Origin of the sequence: Mangrovibacterium sp. (genome assembly GCF_041596335.1) — a bacterium.
GTDB lineage: Bacteria > Bacteroidota > Bacteroidia > Bacteroidales > Prolixibacteraceae > Mangrovibacterium.
On sequence record NZ_JBFHIT010000004.1, the window covers coordinates 1 to 20,133 of the forward strand.

Sequence of the window (20,133 nt, forward strand, 5' to 3'; positions counted from 1 at the left end):
AAAAACCTGTCTCAGGGAAGATTACCGACAATACCGGTGAGCCACTTCCCGGAGTTACCGTAGTGATAAAGGGAACTTCTCATGGAACGATTACAGATTTAGATGGGAAATTTAATTTGTCATCAATCAAGGCTGAGGACGTGTTGGTGTTTTCATTTGTTGGAATGGTAACAAAGCAAATTACCGTAGGTGACCAAACGACAATAAATGTAACCCTGTTGGCCGATGCAATTGGGCTGGATGAGGTTGTGGCCATTGGTTATGGAACTCAAGTAAAAAGAGAGGTTAGTGGCTCTGTACAAACTGTCGATGCGGAGGTGCTGAAGGATCTACCTGTTTCTCAGATTACCCAAAAACTGCAAGGGCAAATGGCCGGGGTTCAAATTAAACAAACCACAGGTAAGCCGGGTGAAGGAATGAATGTTCGTATTCGTGGTCAGTTCTCCATATCGGCAGGTAGCGAACCGCTTTATGTGGTTGATGGCTTCCCGATTGTAGGTGGTATAAATAAAATTAATCCGGATGAGATTGAAGATATTACCGTGTTGAAAGATGCTGCATCTACATCCTTATATGGATCCAGAGCTGCCAATGGTGTAATTCTGATCACAACTAAAAAGGGAAAACCCGGTCAAACAAACGTCAGTTTAGATGTATCCTACGGAATACAGGAGGTGCCAGAACGCGGACGAATTGATATGATGGATGCCGTTGAATTTGCCCAGTTTAAGAAGGAATTCTACGAGGATGCAGGCCAGCCGGTACCTGAGATGTTCCAAAATCCATCGATTTACGAAGGCAAAAACAACGATTGGTACGATGCCCTGCTGCAGACAGCACCGGTGCAGAGTTACAACTTAACGGTTACATCAAATACAAATAAACTGAGAACTGCTGCCGTGGCTGGGGTTTACAAGCAAGAAGGGGTGGTGATTAATTCGGATTACGAACGTTATTCACTTCGGTTAAATATGGATTACGATATTTCGGATAAAGTAACCATTGGTTTTAACCTGGCTCCATCTTATATTAAGGATAACACACCACGTACTGATGGTAACCGTGGTAATGGGATTCTTTTTAATGCCTTGCATACATGGCCAATGATGCCAATATATGACGACAATGGAGAATTGACTCTTTTTAATAAGCTCCCCGCAAACGTTGGGAATATTTTTTCTTACCCAAACTGGGTGCGTTCTGCTCAGGAGTTGGTTAATGAAACAAAAGACTTAGACTTGATTTCAACCGGATATCTGGAATATAAACCGATTGAAGGTTTAGTATTAAAGTCGAGTATGAATGCCCAGCTTACGAATTCCAAATTCAAATTCTTTAACCCATCTACTGCTACCTATCGGATAAATGTTGGTATCCCAACCACTTCTACTTCAACAAGAGATGAGTTTAGTAATCTATCATGGTTGAATGAGAATACCGCGACTTATACTAAAAGTTTAGGAAACCACAATTTTTCTATACTTGGTGGCGCAACCATACAAGAATTTCGTCAGGACAGGTTTCAATTAAACATGGATAACTTCTCCGATGACCGCTTGCCATTTGTGCAAACGGCAACAAATATCAATCGCACTGGCACGCAAGATATTGTTGATGAATGGAGTTTGGTTTCTTTCCTTTCAAGGTTAACCTATAGTTACAAGGGGAAATATTTAGTGACTGCTGCCATTCGTTCTGATGGTTCTTCACGTTTTGGATCCGAAAATGCATGGGGTACCTTCCCTTCCGTATCAGTAGGCTGGATCGCTTCGGACGAAAATTTCATGGCTAATGCGGCGGCAATATCTTTGTTGAAGCTAAGGGCAAGTTATGGTGTTACAGGTAATAACAACATTGGGAACTATACACAATATGCCTTGGTTGACAATACGGCAAGCGCTGCATTCAACGATAATTTTGCAGCCGGTTCGGCTGTAAGCTCAATGGCGAATTCTAATTTAGGCTGGGAAACAACCAAACAATTCGACATTGGTTTCGATTTGAGTTTATACAACAACCGTGTTTCGGTAGTTTACGACTATTATAATAAAAGAACTACGAACTTATTGTACAACGTGCAAGTGCCATTGGAATCCGGGTTCAGTATTTTCAGTGATAACATTGGTGAGATTGCATTCTGGGGACACGAATTGGGCCTAAAAACCATCAATACTACCGGTAAATTAAAATGGACAACAAGCGCCAATATTTCGGTGAACCGAAATGAAGTAAAAAAGCTAGCCGAAGGAATTGACCGGGTTTACGGAGCTTTCCACATCACAAAAGTTGGAGAACCATTTGGTCAGTTTTATGGGAGTATTGCGGATGGCCTTTATATGAATCAGGAAGATCTGGATAACTCACCTGTTGTACCCGGTCGTTCAACCATTGGAAGTATAAAATTGGTTGATGTGAACAAAGATGGCGTGATTACCAGAGGTGGTGATGACGATGACCGGACAATAATTGGAAATCCGTTTCCTGATTTTGAATATGGGATGACGAATACATTAAACTATGGAAACTGGGACTTTTCCATTTTAATGACAGGTTCGCATGGTGCAGAAGTGATGGTCCGCACGATGGTTACAACCGCGAACCTTGATGGTGTTTTCAATCTTTTAGATGAAGTGAAATACCGCTGGAGATCGGAAGAAAACCCGGGAAAAGGTAAATATGGTACTACCGTAGGTGGTGGACGTGTAACCGGGATTGAACGGGACTGGAACAATGACCGCGAGATTGCAGATGCGTCTTATTTAAATCTACGTAACATTACGTTGGGTTATACCTACAATAGCAAAGGGAAGTTTTTCAAATCAGCACGTATTTATGCTTCTGTTCAAAACGTGCATATATTCACCAATTACTGGGGGGGGCCAAATCCCGAGGTAAGTGTTAGTCCAAACGGACAGGATGATGGTGGAAACTTAAGCCAGGGAGTTGATTGGTCAGGATATCCTGTACCTCGTATCTATAACTTTGGGGTAAATATCAACTTCTAATAACAGTCTTCAATAGGTCTAAAACCACGTTAATTTTAAAAACAATTAAGATGAAAAAAATATTCATATTGCTCGGGCTAATAAGTCTTTTTGCAACGAGCTGCGATGACTTCCTTACGATATATCCTGAAGAGTCGTTAAGTGTGCCGACATTTTATAAAACTCAGGCCGATTTTACACAAGCTGTTAATGGTGCTTATGCTCCGTTGCGCTTACTTAATAACCATGAAGGCGGTGGCATATGGGTTCTAACAGAAATGCATTCAGATAATTCAATCTTTCAGCGGCTTGCTCAGTTCGGAGCTCGCGATAGATGGCACGATGTAGCACAACATGCCGTTCCAACGGCCAATGGTGTAACCGCGAATCTATATGTAAAACATGCTTACGTCGATTTGTTTCAAATTATTGCCCGAGCCAATCAAATATTGGTAACGATTGATGGGGCAGAGTTTGATGCGGACGTGAAAGACAATTTAAAAGGGCAAGCACTTTTTTTACGCGCCTTTTCATATTTCGAATTGGTACGCCTGTTTGGGAAAGCTCCGCTACACTTGGTCCCAGTTACAAATCGCCAGGAAGCAGCATTACCTGTATCTGATGCCGCGGCTCTGTATGAACAAATTGAGCTGGATGCGAAAGCGGCTATTCAATTGTTACCTCCAAAATCACAGCAGGAAGCCGGTCGGGCGACTTCGGGAGCAGCCAGAATGTTATTGGCCGATGCCTACATGAATCAAGAAAAGTGGGGTGATGCAGAAACCCAACTGCTTGAAATTGTCAGTAGTGATGAGTATGAACTAATGCCAACCTATGCTCAGGCTTTCTCTGAAAGTTCTTCAAATAAAAATAATGTAGAATCATTATTCGAAATTCAATACAAAGAGGGCTCAGAAGGTTTGAGTGGAAGTTGGTTTTACCATATGATTCCAAGACCAATAACGGCAGAAGAAGTTCAGTCACTTACAGGAACTTCAAATGCCTTAAATATAACCAACGAAGGAAACAATATTCCTACTCCGGACATTATTGCCGCTTATGAAGATGGTGATGACAGGAAAGATGCATCTATTGGTTATATAACTCTAAGCAATGGTTTATGGAGAGATGGCACTTATCCCTACATTAAAAAGTATGCAAAAACGCATGCATTAGATGGCAATCATGGAATGAGCTGGCCGGTTTACCGTTATTCCGAGGTTCTTCTGGCCTTGGCAGAAGTCTTGGACGAACAAAACAAACCGGGTGCAATGGGATATTTAATGCAGGTGCGTTCACGTGCTGGTTTGTTGGATGAACCTATCGGAGATGTGGGTGAAGCCATTTTTAAAGAACGCCGCGTAGAATTAGCCTTTGAAAACAAGCGCTGGTACGACCTGGTTAGAACAGGAAGGGCGGTGAGTGTTATAACAGCTTATGGTCAAAGAGTTAAGGCTAATCCTGGGGACTATTATTTCCCTGAAGGAGAGACTCCTTATCCACATGGATTTCAGGATATTAGTTTAACCTACGCATTGCCGGCATCAGAGTCAGATTTAAGTCCGCATTTTTAGAGGAGAATTAGTTTTAAATAGTTCGTCTGGTTAGTTGTCAGCGGTTATCCCAGGGCATTGATTTGATTTAAATCCTGGGATGATCGCTGACTGTGCCAGAAAACAGTACGGTTCAGGTTCAACTGCCTGCTTATACCGCAGATCAAATGAAATTGAATACTAAAGCTGTTAAAACAAATCATTTTACACTAGCTTCAGGTGATTATGTGCTTAATATTGAAGAAGAAGAAAGGCATTGATATTCTGATTAAATAGTACTACTAAAAAATAAAAAATAAATGTGTAGTAAAATGTGCACTATGAAACAAGCTAAATCGATTGTGCTGATCGGACTTTTGTCAATTTTGATATTCGGGTTTGGCAGCTCTTGTAAAATCAATACGAAAAATGAAGAAAGTACGAATGAAAATGGGCTAAAGCCAAACATTATCTTTTATATAGCCGATGATCAGGACATTTATGATTATGGATGTTATGGAAATGATAAGGTATATACACCTGCCGTTGATCGCTTGGCGCGCGAAGGTATTTTGTTCGAGAATGCTTTTACAGCACAGGCAATTTGTGCCCCTAGTCGCTCTCAACTACTAACGGGTTTATATCCATTAAAAAATGGTTGCTTTGCCAACCACACCGCAGTAAAGCCTGATATTGAGAGTGTAAGCAAACGAATGCGTGCTCTGGGGTATGAGGTGGTGCGTGCCGGTAAAAGTCACCTTAACCCAGGTTCGGTATTCGACTGGGATAAAAAATGGGACGCTGTACATAAGGAAGGGGTACCCCGAGAGTATATTCCTCTAGATAGTATCGAAGCTTACATGAAGCTGGCTACAAAGCCTTTTTTTATGTACATCGCTTCTTATTATCCACATGCCGAATACTTTAATGTAGAAAATTTTAACGCTGAGGATATTGAGTTCTTTCCCTTTGATGAAAATAAAAAATCAGACCCTGCATTTGTAAAAAGGAAAGCCGGTTATTACCGAAGCATTCAGGAAGATAATACCCAGCTGGAGCGCGTGTTGACTTATGTAGATAAGTATTTAGATAAAAACAATACGCTATTTATTTACAGTGCCGATCATGGTGTTTCTGGAAAGTTTACCGTGAAAGATGTGGGGCTTCGAGTGCCTCTTGTGGCCCGTTGGCCTAATGTGATTAAGCCCGGAACAAAGTCAGCTCAATTGGTCCACTATGTAGATGTTCTCCCCACTTTTATGGATATTGCTGGTGGAAAGCCTGCTGATGAGTTGGATGGAAAGAGCTTTTTACCTTTGCTTCGCGGCGAAGATAAAGAAATACATACCTATGTTTATGGCGTAAGAACGAATCAAAATATTTTAAATTCTGAAGTTTTTCCTTCGCGGATGATTCGTGACAAACGCTATAAATACATTCGGAATTTCAATTCTATTGAGGTTATGGAGCAAAACATTGGCAACATACCTCAGGTAAATTACTTTATACGCAGGGGTGCAATGGCACATAAAAATGAACCCTTCGAAGAACTGTATGATTTACAAAATGATCCTTTTGAGCAGAATAACCTGATTAAAGATGCAAACCATCAAGATATCAAAAACAGGTTAAAAACAGATTTATTTAAATGGATGGAGTCTCAAGGTGATTTCTTAAACAAAGAAGTTGGATATATGCCACTCATTAGCGCTAAAGGGGAAAACGGATTTAAGTTGGATCAAGATACACCAACGCGAAATATCCCAGATTCCATAAAGAATACGCTACGTAAAGAAGATTATTTGATAATTAATCATTGGTAGTTCGCTGCTATCAGTATGAAGAATGTTTCAAAATAAAAAATATGAAATACGTAAAGCTTAGTGTTGTGTTAGTTGTAGTCTTACTTTTTTCCTTTTGTGGTCAAAAGAAATCAGTACCTTCCAAGTCAAATACAAAGCCCAATATCCTGTTTATTGCTGTTGACGATTTGCGCCCTGAGCTAAATTTCTATGGCGCCCAGCACATAAAATCGCCCAATCTGGATAAATTGGCTAATGAGAGTCTGATTTTTGATCGTAGCTATTGTAATATTCCGGTGTGTGGGGCTTCGCGTGCGAGTCTGCTAACGGGAACCCGCCCAACCCGCTATCGGTTTATTAATGCCTTCACCGAGAAAGACCATGATTATCCGGAGGCAATATCTTTACCTATGCTGCTTAAGCAGAATGGATATAAAACCATCTCAAACGGAAAAATATATCATCATAATATGGATGATAGTGTGGCCTGGGATAATATTTGGTTTCCGGAGGGGAACATACGCGACTATCAGTTGGACGAAAATGTACAGCTTACTGCTTTAACAGACTATGGTAAACCATTCGAAATGGTGGAGGCAGATGATTCTGTTTATTTTGATGGCAGAATTGCCCTAAAAGGAATAGAAGATTTGCGCAGACTTAAAATTAATGAAAAACCCTTTTTCCTCGCACTGGGGTTTATGAAACCACATCTTCCGTTTAACGCACCGAAGAAATACTGGGATTTGTACGACAGAGAGCAAATAGAACTCCCGGATAGTTATCTGCAACCTGAAACCACACCTCGTCAGGCATTTCACAACTACGGAGAGTTACGAGAGTATACAAGTATTCCGCAAAAAGAGAAATTGTCGAACGAAATGGCAAAAGAGCTTATTCACGGCTACTATGCTTGTGTGAGTTATGTCGATGCTCAAATTGGAAAGGTATTAAAAGAATTGGAAGATCTTGGTTTGGCCGAAAACACGATTGTTGTTTTATGGGGCGATCATGGCTGGAACCTCGGAGATCATATGCTTTGGTGCAAACATTGCACGTTTGAAACAGCTTTGCGTACACCTTTAATGATAAAAGTTCCGGGCAAAACAAAAGGTGAGAAAACTGATGCCATTACCGAATACATTGATGTTTATCCCAGCTTGTGCGAACTGGCGGGTTTGGAAATTCCGAAGACTGTAGAAGGTAAAAGTTTTGTCCCAATAATTAATGGAGGTACTAGTGATAAAGATTGGGCGGTTAGTAAATTCAAGGATGCTGTAACTTTAATAAAGGGAGATTTATTTTACACGGAATGGACAGATGACAAGGGTGAAGCGTATGCACGTATGCTTTTTGACCACAAATCAGATCCATTAGAGTTGGATAATTTGGCTGAAAAAAGTGAATATAAAGAAATCGTATCTAAGCTATCTATTGAACTCCGTGAACGGTGGGGAAAAGACTTTTTGATTGATACCCGTCCAGCAAATACCGACCATTAGTTCGGAAAATGTAGCTTTATCATGTACCACTTGTATAATCAGAATAGTGTAAGCGGAGTCAGACGTTTGAGCTCCGCTATCAATATATATTTACGATTCATTCTATGAATTTCTTGTTGGAAAATTTAACAATATGAAGTTGAGGATTTTTTTATCTGCAAGTTGCCGGTTGTTTAAGCTCAACAATAACAGATGGTAAAATTAGTAGAGTAAATCGTCAAATAATCGATTAAGAAAATGATGGCGAAAACTATAACTGATAGATCATGAGAAAAAACACCAAAACAATTAGCTATTTAAGGGGGGCAATAATGCTCTTAGTTTTTATTTCGTGTAATAACAATAAAAGAACCATAGAACCTTTTGATTTACAGATAAGCGAAGGTTTTACAAACCCTCTTGGGTTTTACGATGATGCTCCTACCTTTTCCTGGAAAATACCCGTAGGTGTTCAATCGCAAAGTGCCTATTCCATTGTGGTAGCAAGTTCACCGGAATTACTACCAAATAAAGCTGATCTTTGGAAAAGTGGGAAAGTAGAAACAGACCAAACTCTGTTTGTAAAGTATGGTGGTGAAAAATTGTTATCGAAACAAAAAGGATACTGGCAAATAAAGTTTTGGGACAATGAAGGGAATGAGTCAGAATGGAGCGAAACTGCCTTTTTTGAGTTAGGATTATTGAATAACAGCGACTGGCAAGCAGAATGGATTAGCCTGCCTGATGAAAATGCGGTTGAAATAGATGAAATCGGGAAGAAGGTACACAGGGTTCAGTATTTACGCAAAAAAATAGAAGTTCGGGATGACATTGAAAGCGCCCGCCTTTATATCACGGCAAAAGGGCTATTTCAAGCGCACATTAATGGCAAACAAGTAGGCAATGATGTTCTATCCCCAGGGTGGACATCTTATCAAAAACGCATTGAGACCCTGACTTACGATGTAAGCACATTGCTTGGCAAAGGAGAAAATACACTAGGTGTTGAACTTGCCGAAGGCTGGTATGCAGGTCGTTTCATCTTTCGTGGATATGCAGCCCAGAGTCCTCAGCTTCTTGCTCAACTTGAAGTGACCTATACAAACGGAGAGCAAGAAACGTTTACCAGCAACAACTCATGGAAGGGCACGGTGAACGGCCCAATACAATATTCAAGCTTGTACGATGGCGAAAGTTACGATGCCAATTTGGAAATACCAGGCTGGAGTACTTCCGGTTTTGATGACTCCTCTTGGTTTGCAGTGGTGGAAGAGCCAATCTCAGACGAAGTAAAATTAACTCCCAAACGTCACAATCCGGTAATAACAAAAATAACTTTGCCAACACTTGCAATTACAGAACCTGCTAAAGGAAACTTTGTGTTCGATTTGGGGCAAAATATGGCTGGTGTGGCCCAAATAAACATCCCGGTTAAAGAAGGGCAAAAGGTAACAATCCGATTTGCCGAAATGCTTCAACCCAATGGGGAGATTTACACCAAAAATTACCGTAGTGCCGTTTCAACCGATTTTTATTTGCCCGAAAAAGACGGAGTCATTGAGTGGTATCCAAAGTTTACATTTCACGGGTTCAGGTATGTTGAATTGAGTGGTTTTGATGAAAGTGTGACACCCGAAAAATCTTGGGTATCCGGATTGGTTCAGTATTCTGATTTCGATAAGTCCGGTACTTTTTCTTCATCTCATGCCAAGTTGAATCAACTGCAAAATAACATTGAATGGGGCCTGCGTGGTAATTTTCTCGACATTCCAACCGATTGTCCGCAGCGCGATGAACGTGCCGGCTGGACCGGCGATGCACAGGTTTTTATTCCCACGTCACTTTTTATTGCCGATGCACATTCGTTCTGGGCCAGTTGGATGCAAAGTATACGCGATGATCAGCGAGAAAATGGTTCGATACCCATCGTAGTGCCCGACATTGACGGAAAACGTGTTTCTTCAGGATGGGGCGATGTCGCAACGATTATCCCCTGGGAAACGTATTTCCGCACAGGCGACGAGAAAATATTGAAGGACAGTTATCAAACGATGCTGGGGTGGATAAATTATTATCGCTCAGTATCTGAAAATCATATTGTTGATATGTTCACCTATGGCGACTGGCTTCAACCCTACTCTGAACATCCAACCGATGAACGCAAGGGCGAAACCGATGAAAAATTGGTGAATACAGCGTATTATGCACGGTCGGTTGACTTAAGCTTGCAAACCGCTAAAGTATTGGGATTAACCGATGATGTGGCCATGCTGCAATCCTGGCTCAGCGAAATAAAGACTGCTTTTCAAAACCGGTTTTTTAATGCTGATGGAAGTGTGAGCCAAGGGAAACCCACCCAAACTGCTTATTTAATGGCTATTGGTTTTAATCTGCTTTCTCCGGAAATGGAAGAGCAGGCCATTCCGCATTTACTCGCCGAAATCGAAAAAGCGGATTATCATTTGCGCACCGGCTTTCTGGGAACACCGCTTTTGGCTCCTGTGCTCGAAAAAATTGGCAGACCGGATCTCATGTTCGAGATGCTGTTTAAAGAAACTTATCCTTCGTGGTTCTATTCCATCAATCAGGGCGCCACAACCATGTGGGAACGTTGGAACAGTTATACACACCAGGATGGATTCAATAAAGGAGGGATGAATTCGTTCAACCATTATGCTTACGGTGCAATCGGACAATGGATGTACGAACGAATTGCCGGAATAAAACCTTTAAAGCCGGGTTACAAAGAAATACAGATTGCTCCGCTAACGGGTGGGCCACTGACATCAGCCGAAGCAACTTACAATACGCCTTATGGTAAAGTAAGCTCAGCATGGAAAATAGAAAATGGAGTGTTTGAACTGAAAACTACGGTGCCACCAAATACAACGGCAAAGATTGTGATACCTGCAAATACGGACGAAAGTTTGATTCTGGATGGAATTGATTTTGCTGAAGATGCGCAGGTCAAACTGATAAAGAAAGCCAAAAACAGTTTTGAACTGGAAGTTCAGCCGGGCAACTATGTTTTTGAGTCGAAACTATAATTAGACATTAGAACATAAACAGATGAAATTTTTTTTGCAGATAGCTTTTATACTGCTTCTAAAACTGGGTTTATTTGCTCAGGAAAAAGGGAGTGTTTTTTTGGAAGACAATTTTAAAAACCCACCATCCTCAGCTAAAGCCCGCACCTGGTGGCACTGGATGAATGGGAATGTCAGCAGAGAAGGAATCACAGCCGATTTGGAGGCGATGAAAAAAGTCGGCATTCAGGAGGCTCAACTTTTTAGTGCCAGTATCGGTGAGCCGCAAGGGTCGGCAACTTATTTAAGCGATGAGTGGTTGGAGCTGTTTCAATTTGCAGCTTCCGAAGCCCAGCGTTTAGGGCTTGAACTGGCATTTCACAATGGCCCGGGCTGGTCGTCGAGTGGTGGCCCATGGATTACGCCCGAAAAGGCCATGCAAACGCTGGTTTTTAGCGAAGTGGCGGTTGAAGGTGGCAAAACATTTAATGACTTTTTGCCTCAGCCTGAAACACGCTTAAACTATTACAAAGACATTGCGGTACTGGCTTTCCCGAAGCCTAAAACAGATGAACGTATTGAAGAGCTGGATATCAAAAACCTGTCGGACAGAGTGCGCAACCACCTTGCCCCGGATGCTAAACCAATTCCTGAATCTGCTTTGGTGCATCAAGCGGACATCATCGATTTGACTGATAAATTTTCCCTTGATGGGATGTTGGAATGGAATGTTCCGGAAGGCGACTGGATTATTTTGCGAATGGGCCATACGCCAACGGGGCATAAGAACATCTCTGCGCCCTTTGGTGGGCAAGGCCTGGAGTGTGATAAAATGAGCAGAAAAGCTGTTGACGTGTTTTGGGCGGCTGCAATCAGTCCAATCATTGAAAAGCTGGATACTTTGGTTGGCTCTGTTCTCACAAATTGTTTGATTGATAGTTACGAAGTAGGAGCCACCAACTGGACACCTGGTTTTGCAAACGAATTTAACCGGCTTCGTGGATACGATTGTTCGTTATTCTTACCAGCTTTGGCCGGTTATTATGTGGAAAGCGGTGAACTGTCAGAGCGTTTTCTTTGGGATTTCCGCCGTACAATTGGCGATTTAATTGCTGAAAACTATTACGCCTATTTTCGGGATAAATGCCATGAGCATAACCTGAAATTTTCGGTAGAACCTTATTGGGGACCATTTGATAATATGCAGGTTGGGGCGACTGGCGATATTGTCATGTGCGAATACTGGAGCGGTGAGCTGGCTTTTTTCGATTCACCTAAATTTGTGGCTTCCATTGCCAATTTAAATGGCAGTTCAATCGTTGGTGCCGAGGCATTTACCGATATGGGAGGATGGACACGGCATCCGGCAAACTTTAAGGCCATTGGCGATATGGCCTGGGCGCAAGGCATTAATCGTTTTATTTTTCATACCTACATCCATCAACCTTGGAATGTAGCTCCCGGACTGACTTTAGGTCCTTTTGGAATTGATTTTAACCGCCTTAACACCTGGTGGGACGAAGGAAAAGTTTTTCTGGATTATGTTGCGCGAGGTCAGTTCCTTCTGCAGGAAGGTAAAAGTTTTGCTGATATTTTGGTTTTTACCGGTGAAGCCTCGCCCAACGATGGTTTGCTTATGCCGGAGCTGAAAGCCTTGGGATATGATTATGATTTAATTGGCGCAAATAAAATAGACCTGTTAACAGTAGAAGAAGGACTGATTTGTACTCCGGTGGGTGGAAAATACCAGGCATTGGTATTGCCTGAAACCACCTGGTTGACGCCCGAAACACTAAAAATAATCGAAACGTTGGCTAAGTCGGGTGCAAAATTATTTGGTTCCAGACCGCAGAAATCGCCAAGTCTTCAAAATTATCCCGAATGTGACAAGCAAGTAGTGCAGCTTTCATCCGAATTGTGGGATTCAAGCCTGGTCAAAGAGGGCTCTGTTTTGGATTTCCTGAAAAATGGAACACTTCCTCCTGATTTTTCCATCGAGGAAGGAAGTCGGGAAAATCTGAATTATATCCACCGAAAAACAAAGGAAACCGATATTTATTTTGTGGCCAGCTCGCGAAAAGAAAGCAGGGTACAGCGATGCCGCTTTCGGGTCGCCGGCAAGCAACCCGAGCTGTGGAATGCCGAAACAGGCGAAATTACAAACGCCACAGTGTGGAAGGATAATGGCGATGGAACCACAAGTGTGCACATTCAATTGGAGGCGGAAGGTTCTGTATTTGTTGTTTTCAGAAATCCAATCGCAACCGAAAGTCATATTGAAAGCATGGCAATGGAACTTCAAAAACCCCAAGCTGATCCGCTTCCGGATTTAAGAATCAGTAAAGCCGAATACGGAACTTTTCTGCCTGATGGTTTGGTTGATGTGACTGAAATTGTTGCAAACAGTGTCCAAAACAATACACTGAATATTCGTGCAGGTCGCGATCTTTGTTCGTGCGACCCGGCACCTGGATACAAAAAAGAATTGCGGATTGAATACCAAATGGGTAATGTTGTGCTTGCAAAAAATGCAATGGAAACAGAGTACCTGATACTGGATGCAACCGGTCAAGCGGAATTGAAAATCCGGAAAGCCGTATTCGGTAAGTTTGAACGAGGAGTCCCCGGTATTCCTGCCAATAAGCCAGTTTATGATATAACCGAAGCTATAAGATCGTTGGTTACCTCAGGTGTGTTGGAAATTCCGGTAGCCGACAGCCTCGTTGATGAAATATCCGACAACAATAAAAAGAAAGCTTTACGTTTGGTGTATTCCACAAACGGAGAGGAAAAAACCAATACTGTTCCTGACGGAGGTAAACTAAAACTAACCCAAGCTACTTCAGAACCCAAGCTGGTATACAAAAATGGTAAAACCCTATGGCGCACTCCTTATCCGGGAGCATTGACTTATACGACTTCGTCTGGGGAAACAAAAACACTAGAAGTCAAATCTGTTCCAAAACCTGTCGAGCTAAGCGGAGCGTGGCTGCTTCAGTTCCCTAATGCTGAAAAAACAACTTTTGATAAGTTGATTTCCTGGACAGAATCCGCCGATGATAACATTCGTTACTTTTCGGGTACTGCTTCATATAAAAAGGAGTTTACGCTTACAAAAGAGATGCTGAAAGACGGAACTTCATTGGAAATCGACTTTGGCAGTGTAAAAGAAATAGCCGAAGTCATCCTGAACGGACAAAATCTGGGAATTTTATGGAAAGCACCTTTCCGGATAAATATGGATAAAGCTGTTAAGGAAGGAACAAATAAGCTTGAAGTAAGAGTGACCAATTTATGGCCCAATCGCTTAATTGGCGACGAGCAATTGCCTTTAGATTATGAGCGAACAGGAAACAAAATAAAACAATGGCCCGATTGGTTAATTAATGAAACCGAACGTCCAACAAAACGAACCACTTTTCCTGCATACAAACATTGGGGAAAAGATTCTAAGCTGTTGCCTTCGGGTTTAATTGGACGTGTACGAATAATAATTTCTAAGGAAATTGAAATTCGCTAAAAAACTTTTAGGTATGAAGAATTTCTTACTCGTTTTCACCTGTGTTTTTATTTCGTTTTCGAACGGATGGAAGCTCAGCGATAAAGTTGCTGATGAAAATAACTCACGTTCGAGTAATAATAATCTGGAAGCCCATTTCAAAAATCCGCCCCACGAAGCTCGCCCGCAAGCCTGGTGGTGGTGGCTGCAAACGCCTACAACAAAAGAAGCCATTACGCTCGATTTGGAGGAAATGAAAGCAAAAGGCCTTTCGGGTTGTATGGTGCTGGATGGAGGTGTTGCTCCTTTTGGTCCGAATAAATGGAAAAAGAAAACGATTATCGATAGCACTGAAATCCGATATGAGTTTACCGATGAATACAACGGAGGAACCTTGGAGCAGGCAAAAGAAAAGATGGAAATGTGGTCGGAACATTGGCGCGAGATGGTGCGATTTGCATCGAAGGAAGCGGGTCGGCTAGGACTCGACTTTGGCGTTTTCATTGGCCCGGCAGGTTGTGCTGCTCCTTGGGTAACTCCTGAATATGGTCAGCAGGAAATGGTTTGGGGCGATACAACAATTGCAGGGGGTGAAATTTTGAATTTAAAACTAGATAAACCACAAAAGCCGGTGCAAACCAAAAGGCAGGCTGAAAATGAACTAGTGAAAAACGCCCAGAATTTGCAGTACACCGATATTGCCATTTTAGCAATTCCTGAAAAAGCAACAGTTCAACTAAACGAGCTTGTTGATTTGACCGACAAACTTGATGAGGATGGAAACCTGCGCTGGAATGCGCCGACAGGAAACTGGAAAATTCTTCGTTTTGGATATCGCCCGACCGGAAGAAATCTGAACGGCGTATTTTATATCGACCATTTGAGTAAGGAAGTTTTCGATTTGCACTGGGAAAATACAGCCGGCTTGTTGCTGAATGAAATGAGTCCCGAAGAACGCAAGGCATTTGGCTATGTGGAATGCGACAGCTGGGAAGCTGGCGACCCAAACTGGACGAAATATTTTGCAGAAGAATTCAAAAAACGTCGTGGGTACGATATTGTCAAGTTTTTACCGGTTTTGGTCGGAACAACCATTAATTCAACCGAAGAAAGCGACCGTTTTCAAAACGATTTTAAGTTAACCATTAGTGATTTGATTTCTGAAAACCATTATGAACATCAACGCGATGTGGCGCATCAGCACGGTTTGCAATCGTATGCCGAAGCTGCCGGTCCGCATCAGTTTCAGTCCGATTTACTGAAATGTGTGGGCCGATGCGACGTGGCTATGGGCGAATTCTGGATGCCATCGCCACACCGCGAAAAACCATCGGGGCGGTTTTTGGTGCGAGAAGCTGCAACTGCGGCACATATTTATGGCATTAACCGGGTTTTTGCCGAATCGTTTACTTCGGTTGGCCCCAATTGGGAGGAGTCTCCGTTTCTGATGAAAGCTGCTGCCGACCAGGCTTTTTGCGATGGTCTAAACTGGATTTGCTTTCATACCTTTTCGCACCGCCCGTCGATAACCGATGTGCCGGGAATGACTCACAGCGCCGGAACGCATTTCGACCGAACCATTACCTGGTGGAATCAATCAGCCTCTTTTGTCGATTACCTTTCGCGTTGTTCGCACATGTTGCAACAAGGACTGTTTGTTGCCGATGTGCTGTTTTATAAAGGGCATGGAATGCGCTCAAATGGTGATGCAAGTGAATGGGAAGATGGATTGAAAAATCCGCCATCAAGCCTGGGCATTGGGTACGATTACGACAAGTGCAACGAGGAAGTGCTTTTAACCCGGCTAAGTGTTGAAAATGGAAAATTGGTTTTGCCCGATGGATTGAGTTATTCGGTGTTGGTGCTCGACACAATTTCTCCGGTATCGTTTAAGGCCATGCAAAAGTTAGTTGAATTGGCTGAACAGGGAGCAACCATAGTGGGCAAAGCTCCTGGGGCATTTCTTGGAAACGCAGATGATGCTGACGGCTATAAAAAACTAGTCGGGCGTATTTGGGGAGAACAGCATAAAGGAGAAAGCAAAATTGGTAAAGGACGTTTTGTTTGGAATGCTACCATTCGCGAAGCGTTGGTGCAAAAGAAAGTATTGCCTGATTTTGAAGTTTCTGGCGTAAGCAAACAGGGTGTAGTTGACTTTATTCACCGTGAAACAGGTGATACAGACATCTACTTTGTAAGCAGCAGGTGGCAACCTGTTGAAAAGGTTGAATGTACTTTCAGGGTAACCGGTAAACAGCCTGAATTATGGAATCCTGTAACGGGCGAAATTCGAAAACTGACCAATTTTAAACAGGAAAACGGAAGAACGATAATCCCCATTGAATTTGATCCATGTGGTTCATACTTTATTGTATTTCAAGAGCCGGTTACCGAGCAAAATACCGGACAAAACTGGGCAAGTTATCAAACAGTCCATCAACTGAAAGGCTCCTGGGAAGTTCGTTTTGATACGCAGTGGGGTGGTCCCGCCTCAGCAACTTTTGAGGAGTTAGGCGATTGGACAATGAATCGTGATAAAGGAATAAAATACTATTCGGGCAAAGCTACCTATCATAAAACATTCGATATGTCTGAAAGTTTTCAAAATACTGGTTCAGAATATTATATCGATCTGGGAGAGGTACATGAAGTAGCCGAAGTTCGGTTAAATGGCGAAGATTTGGGCGTTCTTTGGACTAAGCCTTTTAAAGTGAATATCACTTCAGCATTAAAAGAAAAAGGAAATAAACTGGAAATTGATGTGGTAAATCTTTGGCCCAACCGCTTGATTGGAGATGAATTTTTGCCGGAAGATGAAAGATATACAAGCACCAATATTCGTAAATTCACAAAAGCGACTAAACTTTTGCGATCAGGATTAATAGGTCCTGTGCGGATACAAACCAGACTTAAAAACGAATAGATCATATCACTAAACCAATCAATACCATGTTAAACCGAAGAAAATTTATCCAAACCTCCTTAATTGCCGGTAGTAGCGTGTTTTTGCCACTTGGCAGAAATGTGTGGGCGCAAAAAAATACCCCGGGCAATAAAGCCATCATGGGCGGTGAAGATTTGTTTAATCTTTTTCAAAATCCACCGGCAAGTGCCAAGCCTTTTGTGCGATGGTGGTGGAATGGCGATTGTATTGAACCGGATGAACTGGAACGTGAGTTGGATGTAATGCAGGCTGCCGGAATTGGTGGCGTTGAAATAAATCCGATCGCCAAACCCGATGGTGGACACCCGGTTGATTGCGAGTGCTACGATTGGCTTAGCCCCGAGTGGAATAAACGCGTTAAAGAAACCATTGAAATGGCTAAACAACGCGGTATGGTCGTAGACCTGATTATGGGTTCGGGTTGGCCTTTTGGTGGTGAGTTTTTAAAAGAAGACCAATTCCTGCAAGGGGTAGGAATTCGCAAAATGGAATTTGATGGGCCGCTCACCGTTCCATTAAATATTAAGGAAGAATGGCAATTACCGGGTAACGATAGTGCCCATATAAATCCGGATGCACCCGATGCCGAGCTTTTCTTCTTGCAGTTAATTCCACACGGTGCAAGCAGCGAAGCAGATCTAGTTGATTTGATAGCAGATGTTAACGAAGATGGGACGGTTGAAATTAAAGTCCCCAAAGGTAAACACGACCTGTACATTGGAACCAAACAGAGGGCTTATCGAACCGTTATGCACGGGGCTCCTGGTTCGAAAGGGCCTGTGGTAGATCATTACGATGCCGATGATGTGCGAGCCTACATGGATAAGCTTTCCGATGCGTTGGAACCTGAACTGGGAGGCAAAATGGGAGACCACATCCGCTCGTTATTTTGCGACAGTATAGAACTATCAGGTGCCAATATCACTGATGACTTTTTTGAGGCGTTTGAAACCCGAAGGGGGTACAATCTAAAACCATTCATCCCGCTGGTTTATTATCATCCGTATCAGGGATTTACGGACAAACTGAACTATGCCGAAAGCTTTAACAAGGATATAAAAAGAATTCGTTACGATTTTAATAAAACATTGGTAGAGCTGTTTTTGGAACGCTTTACTCAAACTTTTCATAATTGGGCAAACGAACACGGAATGAAAAGCCGTTACCAGGCCTACGGAATGCCTTGGTTGATGGGCATGTTGGATGGATATCGTATGGTCGATATTCCGGAAAGTAACAACTGGATTTATTCACCCGATGCCAAATCGCATGGTTACTGGATCTGGAATAAATACACATCGTCGGCGGCCCACCTAAGCGGGGCAAAGGTGGTAAGCAGCGAGGCAATGACAAACACAAGAGGAGTGTTTCGTGCCACGCTCGATACGATTAAAAAGAACGATGACTTCAACTTTATTTCAGGCATTAACCATTCCATATTGCACGGGTACAACTATTCTCCACCTGAAGCCGGTTTTCCCGGCTGGGTTCGCTATGGTGCCTACTTTAGCGACCAAAATACCTGGTGGCCTTATTTTAAACATTGGAGTAAGTACAACGCCCGTCTGTCGGCTTTGTTCCAAAACTCTACACCGGTTACCGATGTGGCAATTCTAACCCCCGAGGCCGATATTTGGAAAGAGTGGGGGCTCATGCGAACTCCTTTCTATATAAACCCTTGGTACAACCACGATTTATGGGAAGGATTCAGCCGGATTGGTGTTGCCGCGGATTATATTAATGAAGGTGTGCTGCAAAGGGCAACTGCAGAAGGAACAGAACTGAAAAGTGAAAAGGCTGTATATAAGCTGGTAATAGTTTCAAGCGCAAACGCAATTTTGCCAGCAACTGCAAAGGCTATTTACGAACTGGCCAAACAAGGTGTAAAGTTTCTTTTTGTCGACCAGCTTCCATCGGAAACACCATCGTATTTTGAAAAAGAAAAAGGCGATCAGGAAGTGCGGTCTGTAATGAGTAAAGCTTTGGCGTTGGAAAATGTTGTCGTGCAGAATGCTCCCGAAAAGGGCGAGTCGGTTACCCGTTGGGCGTCAGGAGTTAAGGCCGAATTTAATTTACAGGTGGGGATTACCATCGATGGTGAAGATGAAAAACTTTATGTGCTAAAACACCAAACCAATAGTTGCGAAATTTTCTTTTTATCAAACCAGGACGAGGCAAAAGAACAAGTGTTTAAGGCCATTTTTGCAAATAAGGAAAAAACGGCATGGCGTTGGAATCCACAAACAGGTGAACGGTATTTAATGACTGCCTATGAGCCGGGAGTCATAAATATCAAATTGCAGCCGCTTGAATCGATGCTGGTTGTACTGGACGATAGAAAGGATGGAGAGGTCGCTTCAATGGGTTATCCTGATGAAAAATCGGGTGTTGCCATTGGTGGCGATTGGAAAATGAAATTCAAGCCTTTTAAAGGAGAAGAATTTGAGATAGCAAGCGAAAAATTGTTTGAGTTTGGCAATCACACCGATCAACGGATTGCAACTTTTGCAGGGCAAGTTTGCTACGAAACCAATGTAGAACTAGAAGACGCTGCCTGGGCCTTTGTTGACCTTGGAATTGAAAAACAAATCACAGAAGTAAAAATCAACAGCGTTGAACTTGGTACACGTTGGTGGGGCAGGCATTTGTATGCCATTCCTGAAAATACGCTGAGAAAAGGCGAAAACAAGCTGCAAATAAAGTACACCACCACCTTGGCCAATTATGCCAATTCGTTAACCGAAAACAGTGCGGCAAAACGATGGATTATTTTAAAAGAACCGGAGTCGATCGGGCTTAAATCGGATGTGAAGTTGCTGAGAATGCTTTTGTAACTAAACTGATAAAAATGATAAGCTTTTTTAA

At 42.5% G+C, this 20,133-nt stretch carries 8 protein-coding genes; all 8 read left to right on the top strand.

What is annotated here, in order from left to right; all coding sequences use genetic code 11:
• On the top strand, positions 1-3,005 hold a 3,005-nt coding region (locus ABZD21_RS02625), incomplete at its 5' end, for a SusC/RagA family TonB-linked outer membrane protein (RefSeq protein ID WP_372772698.1).
• 50 nt (positions 3,006-3,055) lie between these two features.
• Positions 3,056-4,558, top strand: a complete 1,503-nt coding sequence (locus tag ABZD21_RS02630; protein ID WP_372772699.1) for a RagB/SusD family nutrient uptake outer membrane protein — start codon at positions 3,056-3,058, stop codon at positions 4,556-4,558.
• A 299-nt stretch (positions 4,559-4,857) separates the two neighbouring features.
• Positions 4,858-6,339 (top strand): sulfatase, encoded by a 1,482-nt coding sequence (locus tag ABZD21_RS02635; RefSeq protein ID WP_372772700.1) that lies wholly within the window; start codon positions 4,858-4,860, stop codon positions 6,337-6,339.
• Positions 6,340-6,380: 41 nt separating this feature from the next.
• Positions 6,381-7,820: a sulfatase gene (locus ABZD21_RS02640; protein ID WP_372772701.1), complete on the top strand. Its 1,440-nt coding sequence runs from the start codon at positions 6,381-6,383 to the stop codon at positions 7,818-7,820.
• A 266-nt stretch (positions 7,821-8,086) separates the two neighbouring features.
• On the top strand, positions 8,087-10,846 hold the full coding sequence (locus tag ABZD21_RS02645) for a family 78 glycoside hydrolase catalytic domain (protein WP_372772702.1): 2,760 nt from the start codon (positions 8,087-8,089) through the stop codon (positions 10,844-10,846).
• 22 nt (positions 10,847-10,868) lie between these two features.
• Positions 10,869-14,345, top strand: a complete 3,477-nt coding sequence (locus ABZD21_RS02650; RefSeq protein WP_372772703.1) for a glycosyl hydrolase — start codon at positions 10,869-10,871, stop codon at positions 14,343-14,345.
• A 13-nt stretch (positions 14,346-14,358) separates the two neighbouring features.
• Positions 14,359-17,247, top strand: a complete 2,889-nt coding sequence (locus ABZD21_RS02655) for a glycosyl hydrolase (protein ID WP_372772704.1) — start codon at positions 14,359-14,361, stop codon at positions 17,245-17,247.
• 26 nt (positions 17,248-17,273) lie between these two features.
• Entirely contained in the window at positions 17,274-20,102 is a 2,829-nt protein-coding gene (locus ABZD21_RS02660) for a glycosyl hydrolase (protein WP_372772706.1), read from the top strand.
• The last annotated feature ends 31 nt before the right edge of the window (positions 20,103-20,133 follow it).

Bases quoted from the DNA above. Each gene is read 5' to 3' on its own strand.
- ABZD21_RS02630 (WP_372772699.1), top strand. From the start codon at position 3,056: ATGAAAAAAATATTCATATTGCTCGGGCTAATAAGTCTTTTTGCAACG.
- ABZD21_RS02635 (WP_372772700.1), top strand. From the start codon at position 4,858: ATGAAACAAGCTAAATCGATTGTGCTGATCGGACTTTTGTCAATTTTG.
- ABZD21_RS02640 (WP_372772701.1), top strand. From the start codon at position 6,381: ATGAAATACGTAAAGCTTAGTGTTGTGTTAGTTGTAGTCTTACTTTTT.
- ABZD21_RS02645 (WP_372772702.1), top strand. From the start codon at position 8,087: ATGAGAAAAAACACCAAAACAATTAGCTATTTAAGGGGGGCAATAATG.
- ABZD21_RS02650 (WP_372772703.1), top strand. From the start codon at position 10,869: ATGAAATTTTTTTTGCAGATAGCTTTTATACTGCTTCTAAAACTGGGT.
- ABZD21_RS02655 (WP_372772704.1), top strand. From the start codon at position 14,359: ATGAAGAATTTCTTACTCGTTTTCACCTGTGTTTTTATTTCGTTTTCG.
- ABZD21_RS02660 (WP_372772706.1), top strand. From the start codon at position 17,274: ATGTTAAACCGAAGAAAATTTATCCAAACCTCCTTAATTGCCGGTAGT.